At 59.2% G+C, this 17,678-nt stretch carries 13 protein-coding genes and 1 pseudogene; 8 read left to right on the top strand and 6 right to left on the bottom strand.

The annotated features are described in order from the left end of the window. Window positions 1-163: 163 nt before the first annotated feature. The 6 genes and pseudogenes from HX881_RS23160 to HX881_RS23140 all read right to left on the bottom strand — a co-directional run bounded on the left by HX881_RS23160 (window position 164) and on the right by HX881_RS23140 (window position 9,055). Entirely contained in the window at window positions 164-3,667 is a 3,504-nt protein-coding gene (locus HX881_RS23160; protein WP_246356556.1) for a glycosyltransferase, read from the bottom strand. A gap of 1 nt (window position 3,668) precedes the next feature. After that, on the bottom strand, window positions 3,669-4,574 hold the full coding sequence (locus HX881_RS32850; RefSeq protein ID WP_246356566.1) for a glycosyltransferase family 2 protein: 906 nt from the start codon (window positions 4,572-4,574) through the stop codon (window positions 3,669-3,671). 426 nt (window positions 4,575-5,000) lie between these two features. Beyond that, a pseudogene (locus HX881_RS32845) lies at window positions 5,001-5,747 on the bottom strand (ABC transporter ATP-binding protein); the annotation flags it as partial. Beyond that, window positions 5,737-6,591 (bottom strand): ABC transporter permease, encoded by an 855-nt coding sequence (locus HX881_RS23150; RefSeq protein WP_017127871.1) that lies wholly within the window; start codon window positions 6,589-6,591, stop codon window positions 5,737-5,739. The pseudogene HX881_RS32845 and the gene HX881_RS23150, both read right to left, overlap by 11 nt. Before the next feature lie 45 nt (window positions 6,592-6,636). Next, window positions 6,637-7,965, bottom strand: coding sequence for an ABC transporter ATP-binding protein (locus HX881_RS23145; RefSeq protein WP_177086783.1), 1,329 nt, complete (start codon window positions 7,963-7,965; stop codon window positions 6,637-6,639). A 169-nt stretch (window positions 7,966-8,134) separates the two neighbouring features. Next, a complete protein-coding gene (locus tag HX881_RS23140) occupies window positions 8,135-9,055 on the bottom strand; it encodes a glycosyltransferase family 2 protein (protein ID WP_281367731.1) in 921 nt (306 codons plus the stop codon). Window positions 9,056-9,361: 306 nt separating this feature from the next. Between HX881_RS23140 and HX881_RS23135 the strand changes: the two genes are divergently transcribed. The 8 genes from HX881_RS23135 (at window position 9,362) to HX881_RS23100 (ending at window position 17,660) form a co-directional block, all read left to right on the top strand. Continuing rightward, window positions 9,362-9,718 (top strand): hypothetical protein, encoded by a 357-nt coding sequence (locus HX881_RS23135; RefSeq protein ID WP_177086782.1) that lies wholly within the window; start codon window positions 9,362-9,364, stop codon window positions 9,716-9,718. Window positions 9,719-9,821: 103 nt separating this feature from the next. After that, complete coding sequence (locus HX881_RS23130) at window positions 9,822-10,574, top strand: CDP-diacylglycerol diphosphatase (RefSeq protein WP_177086780.1); 753 nt, start codon at window positions 9,822-9,824, stop codon at window positions 10,572-10,574. Between the two features lie 210 nt (window positions 10,575-10,784). Then, window positions 10,785-11,744 (top strand): AAA family ATPase, encoded by a 960-nt coding sequence (locus HX881_RS23125; protein ID WP_017127865.1) that lies wholly within the window; start codon window positions 10,785-10,787, stop codon window positions 11,742-11,744. Window positions 11,745-11,752: 8 nt separating this feature from the next. Then, the gene (locus HX881_RS23120) at window positions 11,753-12,697 is read left to right on the top strand and encodes a DUF58 domain-containing protein (RefSeq protein ID WP_017127864.1); all 945 of its coding nucleotides are present in this window, start codon (window positions 11,753-11,755) and stop codon (window positions 12,695-12,697) included. Then, window positions 12,694-13,188, top strand: a complete 495-nt coding sequence (locus HX881_RS23115; protein WP_017127863.1) for a DUF4381 domain-containing protein — start codon at window positions 12,694-12,696, stop codon at window positions 13,186-13,188. Before HX881_RS23120 ends, HX881_RS23115 begins: the two co-directional genes overlap by 4 nt. Next, window positions 13,181-14,257: a vWA domain-containing protein gene (locus tag HX881_RS23110; RefSeq protein WP_177086778.1), complete on the top strand. Its 1,077-nt coding sequence runs from the start codon at window positions 13,181-13,183 to the stop codon at window positions 14,255-14,257. The genes HX881_RS23115 and HX881_RS23110 overlap by 8 nt, the downstream gene beginning before the upstream one ends. Then, window positions 14,254-16,020, top strand: coding sequence for a tetratricopeptide repeat protein (locus tag HX881_RS23105; protein WP_177086776.1), 1,767 nt, complete (start codon window positions 14,254-14,256; stop codon window positions 16,018-16,020). The genes HX881_RS23110 and HX881_RS23105 overlap by 4 nt, the downstream gene beginning before the upstream one ends. Continuing rightward, window positions 16,017-17,660: a BatD family protein gene (locus HX881_RS23100; protein WP_177086774.1), complete on the top strand. Its 1,644-nt coding sequence runs from the start codon at window positions 16,017-16,019 to the stop codon at window positions 17,658-17,660. Before HX881_RS23105 ends, HX881_RS23100 begins: the two co-directional genes overlap by 4 nt. Window positions 17,661-17,678: the final 18 nt, after the last annotated feature.

Genomic DNA, 17,678 nt, shown 5'->3' with positions numbered 1-17,678 from the left:
CGCAGCTTAACGAGTGGGCGAACGCCCGTGCTTGCGGCGCTGCGACATATTCGGACATTGGCAGGTAGCGCAGGGGGAAACGATGCGTTTCAGCCCGGTACGGAGCGGGTTGCCCGCCCCGCCATGTCGCGACCGAAGCAGGACAGAAGCGTGCCTGATCGACTCAGGACTCGGTCAATTGCGACAAGACCTTTCTTGCCGGCTCCCAGCTCCAGTTCCTTACCGTCCTGAAGCCGGAATTTCTCAACCTGTCACGCAAGCCATCGTCATCCATCAGCCTCCTGACAGCCGATCTCGCGGCCAACACGTCGCCGGAGCCCACCTTCAACACATTTTCTCCATCCACCGCATACTCAATCCCGCCCTTCACCTCCATGACGACAACGGAGCAGCCACAGGCCATGGCCTCCAGCGGTGGGTAGGCAAAGCTCTCTATCCTGCTCATCTTCAGCAGAATGTCGCACGACGAGTAAATCCTGCGCATATCCTCCTGCCTGACCTTCTGGAAAAAACGATCGACGCGCCAATGCGGCTCCGGAACACCGTCACTGCTGACGACCCACAACTCACAATCGAGCTCGCTGACCGCGGCGTATGCATCCGCTACCCCCTTGAAAGGAACGGAAACAGGCCCCTCGATCAGAACACGCGGGCACTGCGGGTTCTTTTCTGATAGCGGAACATCCGGATAAAACAGAGCAGCATCAATGCCATTGGGAAGATAAACGACCGAACGCCCAAACTCGTCCCGCAGGAAATCAACGATCCAATTCGCAATGCCGATATATTCGATATCCTTGCCATAGGTTTGTGCGACGCGACGTTTCAATGCGGGATCTTCATAAAAAAGTCGCTCATCCGACTGAACCAGGTACAGCTTTCTTCCAGCCGGAATTTTTTCAAGCCATTCGACGGTGGTCCAGAACGTCGCAAAAAGCATGTCGATGTTATCAATCCCACAGGCTGATAACTCATTCAGCCGGTACACGCGGATCGCAGGATTTCCATACCAATCGATATCTCCCTGTCCGCCAAGATCAATCACGAAAGCATCGTGACCTTCGTCAAGCAGCAGGCTGACATGCTTCAGCGCGACGGCTGCGCCCCCGGATATACCCAACCCGGCCAGGAGAAAGGCGATTTTCTTGGGGCTGGGCCCCTTTTTGCGGTATTCGTCCCTGAGCAGGGATTGCCAGTGGCTATCGTCGTTCTTGAAGTTCAGTTCATTGTTGCCGGCATGCAAGCGCAGATCGGTGAGAACATAGGGAATGGCCTTGAATTTCGCGCCATGATAGGCAAGCCGCAGCCATAACTCATGGTCTTCCCTGTATTCCATCCGATGTTTCAGTAACCCACAGCGCAGAAGCGTATCTCGCCTGACCATGACGGTGCTTTGGCAAGGCACGCAGGTTTTCTCCAGCATCTCCAGGCTGCAATCGGGGCTATAGACCACCTGACCATTGACCAATCCATCGATTGCGCGAGTGCCATCCAGTAACGCGCGCCAACCGCCATAGACCACATCCACGCCACTTTCCAAGACCGGCAGGCAAACCTCCAGGCGATCGACGGCAGCGATATCGTCACTGTCGAGGAAAGCGATGTATTTACCTTTCGCTTCAAGAATCCCCTTGTTTCGACCTCGCACAGCGTTGCCCGAACTGGTGGGGAACTTGAAGATCCTGACCAATGGGTTGTCGCGAAACTCCTCGATTACCGCCAAGGTCTGGGGGGGAGAACCATCGGCAATCAGGATGACCTCGAAGACCTGTTGCGTCTGGGCCAGGGCCGAATTCACCGCTTCACGCAACACCTCGACCCGATCATAGATAGGGATGACAAACGAAACCAAAGGCGCATCCACCGCCAACACGGAGCTTTCAGCCTTGTTGAATCTCGCCAGTTTCAGCGACGCCGTCTTCCTTTGTCGCCAACGCAGCAGAAAGCCGGTTGCCCTGCGTACAAATGGCACAACACCTTGCTGGCGCAATACAAAAACCGAATTATCCAGTAGCACCTTCATATAGGCCGCTTGCAGCCTGCACCACCCCCCAAGGCGCCGGAATGGGGCAGTGATTCTCCAACTGGTCGAATCGAGTGTCGACATCAACTCTTGACGCGACAACGCCAACAGTCTCTCAAGTTCGGCAATCCGCCGAGTCGACTCCTGCGTCACTTGCCTCCTGGAATATGAAGCATCCTGTAGCTCCTGATTGGCCAAGGCCAATTCGTCACTCAGCCGGGCGATCCTGGCCTCTTGCTCATAAAGCAAGCCATTGGAAACTGCCAGCCGCGCTCGCTGTCCTTTGGAGTCCAGATTGGCATGAGGCGCCTTTTCTTCCTGTTTTGCCGTGCGAACAGGGGCTGCGGCCAGCTTGGCTTCCCAATCCGCCCGGGTCATGTTGAATGTTTCCATATTGGAAGAACAGCTCTCGAGTTCCCCCTCCAACCGGGCCACCCGACCTACACAATTCGAGAGTTCGGTATTCAAGAGTTCGACTTGGGCTTCACGTGCGATCAATACCTTGTTCACATCCCTATCCACCACGTCTTGCTCAGCTTCAGATGGGTTGATGTTTGCCAGTCGGGCATCGCGTTCAGCGACAGCCTGTTGGTAGTTTTTTATCACCCGTCGTTGTGCCAGAAAGACTTCTGACTCCCTGGACAATATTTCGATTTCAGTTTTGGAAAACTTCCTGAGCAAAGGAAAGCTCTTGCACCGGTCAAGAACCGCTATCAAATTCCGCTTGAGCGAAAACCGATCAAGAGCAAGATCCCTCAACGAACGGGACTGCGCCAAAGTCGCTTCGTACCCGGCGACCATCTCTTCAATGATCTGGGCTGCTGAAAGCTTTCTGGGCGTACATCGACCTGAGAAGTTTTTTGCGAATGCCATCTCAAAATGACTGCTGGTAATCCAGCCGGGGCCACCAAAACGATCGTAGCAATAGACGGGGATACCAGCAGCCAGACAATACTGCACAGTTTTCCCGATACTGATGACAGCGTCGTACTGACGGATCAATTCAGGGGTCACTCTTTTCGGTGTCCCCTGAAGGCCAATCAGCTCGACATTGATGCCACGGTTTTCGAGCAATGCCAACAGTTCAAGAACTTCATCGGGAGCATGATTTGAAACAATCCCTATGGACCGAAGTTCGGGCCGGGCCGAATGCCTGATTACCTCAAAATACTCTGCGGGTGCGGCGTTGGGAAAAATACCGAGACGGTCAACGAGGTGAGGATAGCGCGCGGAAAAATGCTCGAAATTTTCCTGAGAATGAACAAGGTACTGTGAAAAAAGTATATTCGGCAGCGGCGGTGTTTCGAGCGGTTCGAAATGAGACAAGGAAGAATAGAAAGCATGCCTGGCCGAAATCCGGTCACGCACCAATAAATGATACGCCACCACATAATGGCTGACCCATACAAGGTCAAAGTCCTTGTCGGCCAGACTGACAACGGAAAGATCGACAAAATACAGCCCCTTCGCGTTCAGCTCGGCCTCGATGAAACCACCCACCTCCATCGCCGCGAGCACAACCTCATACCCGAGGTCCGCCAAGGCTGCGGCAACTTCCAGGGTTGCCATCTCGGCACCCGCAAAATCCACCAATCGGGAACACGCGACCAGCGCCTTTTGCCCCTTGAATTCAGTGCATTTCATATCAGTTGATCTTTATTGAGTTTTCGAATAGCGCACCACTCCACGCCTGTAACTCACGACCAAAATCAGACAGTTCATGAAGCGCCCGCCCTTTGCGCTTTGACCATTTTTCCCCATAGGGCACCCAAGGAAAGTGAGTACTGTAGTAGTCGCAGGTGGCATCCCAGTGCTCATACGAAAGACTTTTACCGTAATGCTGGCAGAAAAAATTGACATCGATACGACCAGTGACCACGGGCTCCCTGGCATCCAACCCGACAAACTTCACCGTTTCACGATTCTGCCAGAGCATGAGTATGTCCCGCCGCTCCACGCCAAACAGGCGTCTGAAATTCAAGAGTGGTGTTTCCGGCATATACGGAGCGTCATCTCCTCGACTCATATAGGCGTCAAACAGCTGGACCCTGACTGCCTCGGGCTTGCAATCCAATGATGATGTCACGTACTCCCGGATGCGCCCGATATATCGTTCATCCGCGTCACAGCACATGCACCAGCAAAACTCGAAATGCCGTCGTGCCATTTCCAGCAATAATCCCCGATGTCGGGTTTCAGACAACAGTCGATTATCGGCGCCGGACTGCCACTGATCGTTCTCCACGATCAATACAACCTTCTCGCACGTTTTCAACAACTCACGGGTGCCATCATTGCTGGCATCTTCATAGACACAGATATAATCAGCGAACGTCGAGAGGTGATCGAGCGTATCCGGGAGAACAAGCTCTTCATTGCGCACCCGGAGCAGTACCAGCAGCGGTACTCGACAATCAGCTTTCGCCGGCAGCCCGGGCCGTATCCACAAGCGTTCGCTGCTATTGAGCTCCCAACAGGCACTGTTGGTCCACTCATGATCGGACCTCAACACACCGTCGACTTTTGCCAAGCCTCGCGTGCTTCTTTCCATCTTGATATCAAACTTAAAGCACGATTCCAGTTTGTCGTATGAGAACATCCCATGCTCATCCGAAACAGAGAGCACGCCACGATAAGATCCAGGAACAAAATTATTATTCCTGACAACCAGAGAAACGCTCTCATTGGCTTGAGAGAAAAATATATCGTCTCTCAGGGTGCTGAAAATTGTCACAACTTTCTCGTCAGCGTCATAAATGATCAGGCCGATACCATATACAGGCGGTACACCGGCAAACCGCAATTTTATTTCAACACGTATTTCATCGCCCATTTTGTAAACTTGTCTATCAGCGACAACCGACTCGATCGCGATTGTCCTGGCTTTCGGTTTGAAGATTGAAACCGGCGGTTTTCCACTTTCCGGGGCTTGCAAGGGCGCATTGCCCTGGCGAATCGCCTGTTCCATCTCCGCCTGATAGCTATCACATACGCCCTGACGCTCACCGATTGCCCGGACACTTCCCCTGTCCAGCCAGATGGCTCTGTCGCAGAAATTGCGAACCGCCGGCGTGGAATGCGAGACAAACAGGATAGAGGTACCGCCTTCACGGATTTTTTTCATCCGCGTGAAGGACTTCTCCTGGAAAGCCATGTCGCCGACACTGAGCGCTTCGTCGACAACCAGAATATCGGGATCAACCTGGACTGCGACCGAGAAAGCCAGCCTCGCCAGCATGCCGCTGGAATAGGTCCTTACCGGCTGATCCAGAAAATCCCCGATGTCGGCAAATGACTCGATATCCGAAAAGCGGCTTTCTATTTCTCCCTTGGTCAAACCCAGGATTGCGGCATTCAAATAGACGTTTTCGCGCCCGGTAAACTCGGGATTGAAACCGGACCCCAGTTCCAGCAAAGCGGCAACCCGACCACGTGTCTCTATCTCTCCACCGGTGGGACTGAGCGTCCCACAGATCATTTGCAACAATGTGGACTTCCCGCTGCCATTACGACCGATCACGCCAATGGTTTCGCCACGCTTGATTTCAAAGGAAACATTGCGCAGCGCCCAGAACTCATTGAAATAATTATGAGGAGCGCCCTCCTGTTTGCGAAATCCGATACGGGGCAGGACAAACTGCTTCAAGCGATCCAGGGGTGCCCTATAGACTTCATAGCGCTTGCTGACATTCAAGACCCGTATGGCAATCTGCTCATAGGACATCGGCGAAACCTTTTCTCGTTTTCTGAAACCAGGCAAAACCCGCCCAGGCGAAAGCCGTTGCCACCGACATATAGAGGGCCAGGCCAGACCAGTCAGGCATTCGCCCCCATATGAGCACCGCCCTGGACTGCTCGATGATGAAAGTCAGGGGCGTGGCCATCATCCATGGCCTGAACCCTTCGGGCACCGCGGAGATCGGATAAAATATCGGGGATAAAAATGTCAGGACCGTGGTAATGATCACCGCAAGCTGTCCCGTGTCCCGCGCAAACACACCCAATGAAGCCAGAAACCAAGAAAATCCCAGTATCAGGACAATCAAGGGAAAAATAACGATCGGCATAAATACAACCGTCCAATGAACAAAACCATTGAACACGAAGAACGCAATCAACAGCACAAGAAGGCTTACAACTCCGTGAAACAATGCAGTGCCCATCGCTATGACGGAAAGTATTTCCAAGGGAAAAACCACTTTTTTGACATAGTTCACATTGGCGACAATCAATCCCGGTGACCGGGTGAAAACTTCAGCAAAGATCCCTTGAACAATCATTCCGACGAACAATATGACTGCAAACTGGGTCTTGCTGTCCTCGGTACCCGTGCCGCCCCAGCGAACCTTGAATATTTCGGAGAAAACGAACGTGTAGATCAGCAGCATGACAACGGGATTGAAAAACGACCACGCCAAGCCCATCGTGGAACCTTTATAGCGCCCGACCACCTCTCTCTTCGTCATCTGCCAGATCAGTTGTTTATTGCGCAATACGCTGGCAATCAGCTCTCGCAGACTTGCCGGGCGTCTGGCATGGGGATTGATTGCATCAACCAACACTTTCATAAAGACTCCTGCCTGGAAACCCCGGGACTCGGTGCATAGGGCCGCTTACCGGCCCGTCACATCGAGACTTTTATCGATAAGAGGAATGCCATTGATTGCGCTCGCGACAGGATCGTGATTCGACCTGATCAACAGTGCTTCGTGGCACCAGTGAAGTTGCTTGTGATCATGTTGCTCGCCGTCGGCGATGGCGACCTGGATGACATAGTCTCCCTTGGCCAGCCATGGCATGGAGAATTCGAACCTGGCCAACAACGTCGAACCTGCAGGCACTGCACGCTCCCGACCGACCTGATAGCCATAGGTGTTGTCGCCGAACAGGGTCTGCCCCAAGTGATCCTTGAGAAAAAAACCGATAATGGGGCTTTGCAGAACAATGGACGTCTGTGCGTTGACTTCGAGCGTCACACGCTCGCCAGCCAGCATCCAGGTCACGCCGACACCCGAAGCATCGTTGAGTCTGACGTCGACGATCCTTGCCTCGTCCCCACCAAATGCTTGCGCGCCAGGAGCCTGCGGGTCGAACCGGGAGACTTCCAGATCATGCGACTTGATCGTGCCGGCGTGCAGGTCACGCCACTGCGGAGTATCGCGCCCATCGCCATGAACGTCCGAAGACGACCCCTGTTCGGTTTTCATCGAGCCAGATACATCGTCCAGGTAAGACTCACAGACCGCCCTGGATGGACCCACCTGCTTTTCCTGCCCACCCTCCAGCCAGATCACCCGATCACACAGACTGATGACCGCATCCATATCGTGACTGACAAAAACAAGCGAATGGTCTTGCTTGAACCTATGCATGAAATGCATGCACTTCTGCAAAAAACCGGCATTGCCCAGGGACAGTGTTTCGTCGACCAGCAAAATATCGGCATCCACGTGAGCACTCACCGCAAAAGCCAGGCGCACGCACATCTCGCTCGTGTAGGTCATGAGGGGCTGTTCCATAAGCCCACCAATATCGGCAAACGCGGCTATCGCGGAAAAGCGCAGATTGATTTCCTCAAGACTCAATCCATACAGCGAAGCCGCCATATAGATATTTTCACGCCCACTGCACTCGGCATTGAAACCGGCCCCCAACTCCAGTAATACCGCAACACGTCCCTGCACACGGAGAACTCCGGAGGTCGGGCTCAAGGTCCCATAAATCAGTTGCAACAAAGTTGACTTGCCGGCCCCTTTTTTACCGATAACACCAACGGCTTCGCCCTTTTTTATCTCGAAAGAGAGATTCTTCAGTGCCCAGAATTCTCTATGGCGACAATTTTTTCCCAACGGCAACATTTGCAACAGCCGATCACTGGGTTTGTTGTAGATCGTATAACAATGACTGAGGCCCTCGGCACAAATCGCAACATCAGAGGACATCAGAACAGCCCTCCAGCGAGACCTTGCAATGCGCGGCCACCCAACCTGGTTCCCGGCATACGCCTATCGTCGTCCGTGATCTCATACATTCAATCGACACTCCTGATATGAAAAAGCAAGAAACCGGCCTTAAGAAAACAGCCAAAAACAACGCGCCTGTAACGAGTGATCAGACTTTTCTGATCAAGGTCGCGAACATCAATCCGAGATTGCCACCGAGCGTCTGTCGGTACACACCGGAGCGCCTGATACCGGCAAGCCGATGAAAAAGAGGTTGTTCCCTGGCACTTTTGAAACTCGAAAGCACTTCGACACTTTCTTTGTTCAAGCGATGACTCATCAGCTCCAGCGCACGGATATTCTGTCTGTTCCATTCATGAAAACGGCCGTGCACCAGCATGCGCACGCGATAAAGACGAGCCCACCAACCGGCATTGCTGCCGACCAGATTGGCCTTGTGCTGACGGTAGAGGGTCTTGGGTTGCGGGTCGTAGAAGACCACGCCGCCCTCGGCACCGGATACCAGTTGATAGGCCCACCAGTCATGGGAAGGGATGGATATATGGGAACCCGCCTCCCGTAGAAGTTCTCGGGCAGCATGGTTAAATACCATTGTATTGCCACCACCAATACTCTGTACCAACGCATTGGCGAACTTTGGCGGCCGACAAAACCTGGGGGACTGGCCGGCGCCTATTCCCAACTCACTGATCAACTGGGTGCGCCCGCAATAAAGCGCCGGTACGTGAGAAGGAACATCTTGCAGCCACATCAGTGCCGTTTCGAGCTTGTCTTCATTCCAGATATCGTCCTGATCCGACCAGGCATAAAAATCCGCCTGAACTTCAGGACGAAAGGTCAATGACAGGAAGTTGGCGACAAAACCCTGTCTCGGACCGGAAAATACTTTAAGGCGTTCTACTGGCCAACTACTGGCACAATCCTGGATTATCGCCAGCGTCGCATCATGGGAACCGTCGTCAGAAACAGCCAGACTCCAGTTGGAGTGACTTTGACGCTCAAAGGAATTGATCTGTTCGGCCAGAAAACGTTGGCCATTGTAGGTGCACATCAGGATCGAGACTTTCAAGGCCTTATTCCTCCGCCATAAGATTTATGAAAAATCTTGAACCGGACAACGCTGGAACTCGGCTTGGCGACGATTATCAAGACTTCGGATGACATCGTCTACTGTCAGAAATGACAGGTATATACGAGAAATCCGAAGCCAATATGGAATCAATAAAGTTTGCGCCAGGAAATATCCTACATGGCCCGATCATCCGTCGAAGCCAGGCCAGGGCCCGATTCAAGCCTTGCAATCACCTGTTCCTGAAAAATATCCCGAATGCAGGCAAAATACCGCCACTTCCCCGCCCAGACAGGACACTCCGCCATGCAGCTCAGTACCGCCCATCTCATCGCCAACCCTTGCGACGATGAAGAAGACGACATGGCCATGCTTTGCTGCCATAGCGACAAGGGGGAGATGTTCCTGATGACCCGCTATCCCGACGAGGATGAATTGGAGATCACCCTCGATGGCGAGCCTTCCACCCTCGACGGCGTCAAGGTCACCTTGAGTGCCACGCGCCTGCTGATCGAAATCGCCCCCGGCGATGCCGATGCCTTGAATGGCGACGATCACCTCGAGATCCTGCACGCGACCGCCGCTTCCGACCTCGCGGAAGTCGAGCTGACGCTGAAAAACATCCTCGACGGCACCGGCACCTATATCAGCGAACTGGGCTGAGCATTCCCCGCTGGCCTGAAACATCCCTGATCGGCACAGACATAAAAATGGAGTGTTACTGGTTTAGAGTGCTCCGGTTTTTATTTCTGATCAGGAACCCTGAATGAGCAAGTGGCTTAAAGTCTTGGCGCTGTTGGTGATCGCAGCGGTACTGGTGGTGGTGCCATGGCTGATCTGGGGGCACGGCAACGGCAACGCCCTGTGGCGGATTGTCAGCCAGCAATGCGTGCCCGATCAGCGCAACACGCAGAATCCCGCGCCTTGCCTGGTGGTGGACCTTGAACAGCACTATGTCCTGTTCAAGGATCGCCTGGGGCCCCTGCATGACCTGACCATTCCCACGGACCGGATCACCGGTATCGAAAGCCCGCTGCTGCTCGAAGACAACGCCTACGCGTTTTTCGCCAATGCCTGGCAACAACGTGGGCGCCTGGCCGCCGAAGCGGGCAAGCCGATCAAGGACGAGTTCCTGTCGCTGGCCGTCAACTCCCGGTATGGCCGTTCCCAGGGCCAGTTGCATATCCACCTGGCCTGCCTGCGTCCCGAGGTTCGCACGCTGCTGGACCAGCATGGCGCACAGGTCACCGGCGACTGGCAGCCGCTGGGCGCCAGGCTGAATGGACATGAATACCTGGCGAAACGCCTCGACGGCCAGGACCTGGCTCGGGAAAACCCGTTCAAGGTATTGGGCGACTATGTCCGCCAGCAGGATGACAGCATGTCCCGCTACGGCCTGGCCCTGGTGGTCGCGCCCGGCGGTGACCTGCTGTTGCTGGCGAACCGCCTGAGCCTCGGCGATTTCAACCTGGGCTCCGCCGGCGAGATCCAGGACTATGGCTGCGCCCTGGCCCGATAAACCGGAGAGCGGCAGGGTCCCGCCCCTGCCGAAAGTGACAGGGCGGGGCCTTTTACAGGATATGTTTCTCAACAACGTAGGACTTTTCTTCAAAATCCATAAAAATCCCCATAGCCGTTAGTCGCCACCACCCCCGATGGATTAAAGTAACGCCCCCAGCCACGACATTATTCGAATGCCGTCGGCCACCCTCTCCAGGAACACTCATCGATGGAACATCGTGAAGCGCTGCTGGCGCTGCGAACCTTTCTCTCAGCGCAGATTCTCGGCCAGGAAAAGCTGATCGAGCGCCTGCTGATCGCATTGCTGGCCGACGGTCACATGCTGGTCGAAGGCGCCCCCGGCCTGGCCAAGACCAAGGCCATCAAGGAGCTGGCCGAAGGTATCGAAGCGCAGTTCCATCGCATCCAGTTCACCCCCGACCTGCTGCCCGCCGATATCACCGGCACCGAGATCTATCGCCCGGAAACCGGCAGCTTCGTGTTCCAGCAAGGCCCGATCTTCCACAACCTGGTCCTGGCGGACGAAATCAACCGCGCCCCGGCCAAGGTCCAGTCGGCCCTGCTCGAGGCCATGGCCGAGCGCCAGGTCAGCGTCGGGCGCAGCACCTACGAACTGTCCCCGCTGTTCCTGGTGATGGCGACCCAGAACCCGATCGAGCAGGAAGGCACCTACCCGCTGCCCGAAGCCCAGCTCGACCGCTTCCTGATGCACGTCAAGATCGGCTTCCCGGATGCCGCCGTCGAACGGCGGATCCTGCAACAGGCCCGTGGCGAAGCACTGAACGGCGAAACCAAGCCCGAGCGCCGGGTCAGCCAGCAGGCGATCTTCGCCGCCCGCAAGGAAATCCTCGGCTTGTACATGGCCGATGCCGTGGAGGAATACCTGGTGCAACTGGTGATGGCGACCCGTACGCCGGCCAAGTTCGACCCGGAAATGGCCGAATGGATCGCCTATGGCGCCAGCCCGCGCGGCTCGATCGCCCTCGATCGTTGTGCCCGCGCCCACGCCTGGCTGGCCGGACGCGACTTCGTCAGCCCGGAAGATATCCAGGCAGTGCTGTTCGACGTGCTGCGCCACCGCATCATCCTGTCGTTCGAAGCCGAAGCGGCGGGGATCGACCAGGACCGGGTCGTCCAGCGGATTCTCGACGTCGTCGCCGTCGCCTGACCCCGACAATGATCACCCCCCTACCCGCCGAGCCCGGCATCCGCACCACACTCGCCGAGTTGATCGAGATGCGCCATCGCGTGCGCGAAGTGCAACTGTTCTCGACGCCGAGCCAGCGCAGCCCGCTGATCGGCCTGCACCACTCGAAACTGCGTGGGCGCGGGGTGGACTTCGACCAGGTGCGGGTCTACCAGGCCGGTGACGATGTGCGCACCATCGACTGGCGCGTCACCGCGCGCACCCAGGAACCCCATACCAAGCTGTTCCACGAAGAACGCGAGCGGCCGATCTTCATTCTCGTGGAGCAGAGCCGGCAACTGTTCTTCGGCTCCGGACAGACCTTCAAGTCGGTGCTCGCCGCCCAGGCCGCGAGCCTGATCGGCTGGGCCGCCCTGGGCCACAACGACCGGGTCGGCGGGCTGGTCTATGGTGACAACGAGCACTACGAGATCAAGCCCCGGCGCAGCAAGCAGAGCCTGCTGCAGTTGCTCAACCGACTGGTGCGGGTCAACCAGTCGCTGCATACCGAAACCGCGGCGGACCGCGATGCCCTCGGTCTGGCGCTGATCCGGGCGCGCGAAGTACTGCGTCCGGGCAGCCTGGTGATCGTGATCTGTGACGAACGGGCGCTGACCGATGCCGCCGAACAACAGCTGAGCCTGCTCTCACGTCATTGCGACCTGCTCATGCTGCCGGTGTCCGATCCGCTCGATCACGCCTTGCCCGCCGCCGGCCTGCTGCGCTTTTCCGAGCGCGGCGCGCAATTGGAACTCGACACCCTGAACCCCGAGCTGCGCCAGGCCTATCGTGCCCAGGGCGAGGCGCGGGTGGCCCGCTGGGAGTTGCTGGCGCAGAAACTGCGGGTGCTGCTGATGCCCTTGAGCACCCAGAGCGAAATGGTCGAACAGTTACGCGAATACCTCAACCCGCAGCGCCCGGGGAAACAGCCATGAGCGGCCTGGACCAGTTGCAGCCGCTGATCAGCCCGCCGGTCCAGGGGTTCTGGCCACCGGCGCCGGGCTGGTGGCTGCTGGCGCTGCTGCTCCCGCTGCTGGGCGTCGGCCTCTGGTACCTGCGGCGCTGGTTGCCGGGAAAGCGCCCGTTGCCACGCGCCGAACAGCCACTGGACCCGCTGCGGCTGGCCGCACTGGAAGAACTCGCGCGCCTGCCCAAGCCCTATGACGGCGCGCCGGCCGGCGCCTGGCTGCAACAGCTCAACGCCCTGCTCAAGCGCCTGTGCCGCAACGATTACCCCTACAGCCAGAGCCATACCCTCAACGGTCGCCAATGGCTGGCGTTTCTCGACAACCGCTGCCCGGCCGCCGGACTGACGCGCTGGATGGTGCTGGTGGAAGGCGCCTACAAGCCCGAATGCAAACTCGACGACAAGGCCATCGCCGGCCTGAGCCAGTCCATCGACACGTGGATTCGCAAACATGTTTGAGTTCGCCTGGCCGTGGGTCTTCGCCGTGTTGCCGCTGCCCTGGCTGCTGCGCCTGCTACTGCCGGTGGCCGACAGCGGCGAAGCGGCACTGAAGATCAGCTTTCTCGCCGATCTCGAAACCCTTGCCCGCCGTCGCGCCCGGATCAACCTGCCGGGCTGGCGCCAGCAGGCGCCCTTCCTGCTGCTCTGGCTGTTGCTGCTGGTGGCCGCTGCACGCCCGCAATGGCTCGGCGAACCGCTGCCGATCGCTGCCAGTGGTCGCGACCTGCTGGTGGCGGTGGATGTCTCCGGCTCCATGGAGTTTCCCGACATGCACTGGCAGGACGAGGAAGTCAGCCGCCTGAGCCTGGTCCAGCACCTGCTCGGCGACTTTCTCGAAGGCCGCGAAGGCGATCGCGTCGGCCTGATCCTGTTCGGCAGCAAGGCCTATGTCCAGGCGCCCCTGACCTTCGACCGACGCACCGTGCGGATCTGGCTGGACGAAGCGAAGATCGGCATCGCCGGGAAAAACACCGCCATCGGCGATGCCATCGGCCTGGCCCTCAAGCGCCTGCGCCAGCGACCGGCACAGAGCCGGGTACTGATCCTCGTCACCGACGGTGCCAACAACGGCGGCGAGATCGACCCGATCACCGCCGCCCGCCTGGCAGCCGAAGAACAGGTGAAGATCTACCCGATCGGCATCGGCGCCGATCCGGAACAGAGCGGCAGCCTGTCCATGCTGGGACTGAACCCGAGCATGGACCTGGACGAGCCGGCCCTCAAGGAAATCGCCCAGATCACCGGCGGCCAGTATTTCCGCGCCCGCGACGGCAATGAGCTGCTGGTGATCCGCAGCACCCTCGACAAACTCGAACCGGTGGCCCAGCAACCGACCCAGGCCCGCCCCGCCCGCGCCCTGTATCACTGGCCGCTGGCCATGGCCCTGGCGTTGAGCGTGCTGCTGGTGATCCGCGAGCACTGGCCGGACAATCCGCTCCAGCGTTGGCTGGCGCGCCGCCGCTTTCTGCCGCAGCACCCGGAATGGCGCCAGCGTCTCAAACGCCTGCGCTTGCGGAGGCGTCGATGACCGCCGAATTCTGGTCAGCACTCTGGCCACACTGGTTCCGCCCCTGGTGGCTGTTGCTCCTGCCCTTGCTCGGCTGGTTGCTGTGGCAACTCTGGCATCGGCAGAAACGTGCCGGACGCTGGCAGATGATCCTGCCGCCGGCCTTTCACCGCGTGTTGCTCGGTGGTGGCAGCGGGCGCGAGAGCAAACTGCCGTGGATCGCCCTCGGGCTGGGCTGGGCGTTGGCCTTGCTGGCGCTGCTCGGGCCCGGCTGGCAGCGGGTCGAACAATCGACCCAGAAACCCTCGGACCCGCTGGTGGTGCTGCTGGAACTGACCCCGGACATGCTCGCCACCGATGTCCTGCCCAATCGCCTGGAGCAGGCCCGGCGCAAGCTGTTCGACCTGCTGCGGGCCCGCAGCGATGCGCAGACGGCGATCATCGTCTATGCCGGCAGTGCCCACACGCTGGTGCCGCTGTCCGATGACATGGCCACCAGCCGCAACCTGCTGGACGCCCTGAAGCCGTCGATCATGCCCCAGCAGGGCCATCGTGCCGATCTGGCCGTGGTCAAGGCGCTGACCCTGCTCGAACGCGGCGCGCTGGGCCAGGGACGCCTCCTGCTGATCGGCTCCTCCCTCAGCGAACAGGAACGCGAAGGCATTCGCCAGGCACTGGACGGCCAGCGTCACAGCCTGCTGATCCTCGGCATCGGCACCCGTGACGGGGCACCGGTCGTCCAGGAAAACGGTGGTTTCCTCAAGGATGCCCAGGGTGCGATCCATGTCCCGCGCCTCGACGGCCAGAGCCTCAAGGCCTTTGCCGGCGACGTCGGTGGACGTTATCGCCAGGCACGCCTGGACGAGAGCGACCTGCGCGGCCTGGGCCTGCTCGACGGCCCGCGGCATTTGCGCGACGACGGCCAGGTCGTGCAGCTCGACAGCTGGGCCGACCAGGGCTACTGGCTGCTACTGCCCCTGCTGTTGCTGGCCGCCTGTGCCGGTCGGCGCGGCTGGCTGTTCTGCCTGCCGCTGTTCTTCCTGTTCCCGCAGCCGAGCCAGGCCTTCGAGTTCAGCGACCTATGGCTGCGCCCGGACCAGCAGGGCCTCCGCTTGCTGGAACAGCAGCGCCCGCTGGAGGCGGTCAGGCACTTCGACGACCCACAGTGGCAGGGCCTGGCCCTCTACGAAGCCGGCGACTACGTGGCCGCCGCGCGCAAGTTCGCCGAGGGCGACGATGCCAATGCCCATTACAATCGCGGCAATGCCCTGGCCCGCAGCGGCGAGCTGGATGCCGCCCTGGACGCCTACGAACAGGCCCTGGAGCGTCAGCCGGACTTGCGCCCGGCGCTGAGGAACAAGGCCCTGGTGGAGCAGATGCTCGAGGAAAAACGCGCCCGGGCAGCGACGGAAGCGGACAAGCCCGCCGACACCACGGAAACCGGCGGCGAACCGCCTGCCAGCGCCCACGATGCGCAGGCCGGCGACGCGCCTCCCGGCCAGCAGAGCAACAGCACCGCGACGCCCCAGGACCACACCTCGCCCTCGGGCACGGAATCAGCCGAGACCACGACCTCGCCGACAGGTGATAATGACGTGCCGGGCAGCGAGCTGGGCGACGAGCAGACCACCCGGCCACCTCTGCGCAATGCCTCGCAGAATATCGACGGCGAGCAGCGCCAGGCCCTCGAACAATGGCTGCGGCAGATCCCCGATGATCCGGGCGAACTGCTGCGGCGCAAATTCTGGTACGAACAACAGCTCCATCAGGACAAGACCCGATGACCACCCGCTTTTCCGTTTTATTGCTGTGGCTGCTGTGCGGGATTTTGCCGGCCTACGCCGATGGCCTGGTCGCCAGCGTCGACCGCACGCGCCTGAATTCCGGCGAGTCGGTGGAACTGACCCTGGAATCCAGCGATGTCACCCAGTTCGGCAAGCCGGACCTGGAGCCGCTGACCAGCCAGTTCGAGGTGCGCGGTACGCGCCAGGTCAACCAGCTGACGACCCTGGGCGGCGACAAGCAGGCGACCACGCGCTGGATCATCACCCTGACCCCGAAACTGAACGGCAGCGTGGTGATCCCGCCATTGCAACTGGGCGAACTGAAAAGCCAGCCCATCACCCTGCAAGTGGTACAGAGCGAGGAACAGGACGCGGCCAACAGCCTGGCGCCGGTGTACATCGAGGCCAGCCTCGACCAGGACAGCGTCTACGTCCAGGCCCAGTCGGTGCTGACCCTGCGCATCTACCATTCGGTGTCGCTGTATGACGACAGCAGCCTGAGCCCCTTGCAGGTCAGCGATGTGCGCATCGAGCAACTGGGTGAATCGCGCACCTACGAAAAGCTGATCAATGGCGTACGCCATGGCGTCATCGAGTTGCGCTATGCGCTCTACCCGCAGCACAGCGGCAGACTGACCATCCCCGCGCAGGTGTTCAGCGCGACGCTGGTGGACGTCGGCCAGAACCAGGGCCAGGTCGCGACCGCCCCGAAGCCCGGCAAGCTGATTCATGTCAGCTCGGCGCAGATGACCCTCGACGTCAAGCCGCAGCCCTCGACCTGGCCTGCCGATATTCCCTGGCTACCGGCCCGCAGCCTGAGCCTGAGTGAAAGCTGGAGCCCGGAGCCCGAGCACAGCCAGGTCGGCGATTCCCTGACCCGCAGCCTCACCGTCAAGGCCGAAGGCCTGTCCAGCGCCCAGTTGCCACCGCTGCCGGCGACCACCGTCAATGGCTTGCGGCGCTACCCGGACCAGCCGCAATTGAGCAACCAGAACAGCGAACGCGGACTGATCGGCAGCCGTGAAGAGCGCGAGGCGCTGGTACCGACCCACAGCGGCAGCTTCGAATTGCCCGCGGTGACGGTGGTCTGGTGGAACACCCACGAAGACCATATGGAACGCAGCAGCCTGCCGGCGCGGACCCTGCAGGTGGTCAACAACCCGAGCCTGGCGGTGGACACACCGGTGAGCAGCGTGCCAGGTAACATCGCGGCGGATGCGGCGAGCCTGTGGATCTGGAAGCTCAGCACCGTGCTGCTGGCCTGCACCACCCTGCTCGGCTTCGGCCTCTGGTGGCGGGCACGCTCGCAGCCGGCGGTACACCGCGCCGCGCAAACCGGTCCGAGCCCGCGCACCCTGCTCGATGATCTCAAGCGCACATGCCTGGCCAACGACCCCCAGGCCACACGCCAGGCCCTCGACGCCTGGGCCCGCCAGCAGCCGGAAACCCTGGCCGAGATGGCCGCGCGCTTCGTGCCGCTGTCCGATGCGCTGGATGGCTTGAACGGTGCGCTGTACAGCGAAACCGGCCTGCACTGGCAGGGCGAGGAGTTGTGGCGGGTGATCCGCGCCATCCCGGCGGCCGAACGGGTGCAGGACCCGGTGGGTGACAGCGGACTGCCGCCGCTCTACCCGAAATAGCCCGCCGAACGGGCTGTT

The sequence above is a fragment of the Pseudomonas gingeri genome (assembly GCF_013386115.1).
Taxonomy (GTDB): Bacteria; Pseudomonadota; Gammaproteobacteria; order Pseudomonadales; family Pseudomonadaceae; genus Aquipseudomonas; species Aquipseudomonas gingeri.
Note: the sequence above shows the minus strand (reverse complement) of the source record. Positions and strands in the feature narration are given on the sequence as shown.

Excerpts from the sequence above, each read along its gene's own strand:
- HX881_RS23125 (WP_017127865.1), top strand. The coding sequence starts at position 10,785 with ATGGAACATCGTGAAGCGCTGCTGGCGCTGCGAACCTTTCTCTCAGCG.
- HX881_RS23150 (WP_017127871.1), bottom strand. The coding sequence starts at position 6,591 with ATGAAAGTGTTGGTTGATGCAATCAATCCCCATGCCAGACGCCCGGCA.
- HX881_RS23115 (WP_017127863.1), top strand. The coding sequence starts at position 12,694 with ATGAGCGGCCTGGACCAGTTGCAGCCGCTGATCAGCCCGCCGGTCCAG.
- HX881_RS23160 (WP_246356556.1), bottom strand. The coding sequence starts at position 3,667 with ATGAAATGCACTGAATTCAAGGGGCAAAAGGCGCTGGTCGCGTGTTCC.
- HX881_RS23105 (WP_177086776.1), top strand. The coding sequence starts at position 14,254 with ATGACCGCCGAATTCTGGTCAGCACTCTGGCCACACTGGTTCCGCCCC.
- HX881_RS23135 (WP_177086782.1), top strand. The coding sequence starts at position 9,362 with ATGCAGCTCAGTACCGCCCATCTCATCGCCAACCCTTGCGACGATGAA.
- HX881_RS23130 (WP_177086780.1), top strand. The coding sequence starts at position 9,822 with ATGAGCAAGTGGCTTAAAGTCTTGGCGCTGTTGGTGATCGCAGCGGTA.
- HX881_RS32850 (WP_246356566.1), bottom strand. The coding sequence starts at position 4,574 with ATGGAAAGAAGCACGCGAGGCTTGGCAAAAGTCGACGGTGTGTTGAGG.
- HX881_RS23145 (WP_177086783.1), bottom strand. The coding sequence starts at position 7,965 with ATGTCCTCTGATGTTGCGATTTGTGCCGAGGGCCTCAGTCATTGTTAT.
- HX881_RS23110 (WP_177086778.1), top strand. The coding sequence starts at position 13,181 with ATGTTTGAGTTCGCCTGGCCGTGGGTCTTCGCCGTGTTGCCGCTGCCC.
- HX881_RS23120 (WP_017127864.1), top strand. The coding sequence starts at position 11,753 with ATGATCACCCCCCTACCCGCCGAGCCCGGCATCCGCACCACACTCGCC.
- HX881_RS23100 (WP_177086774.1), top strand. The coding sequence starts at position 16,017 with ATGACCACCCGCTTTTCCGTTTTATTGCTGTGGCTGCTGTGCGGGATT.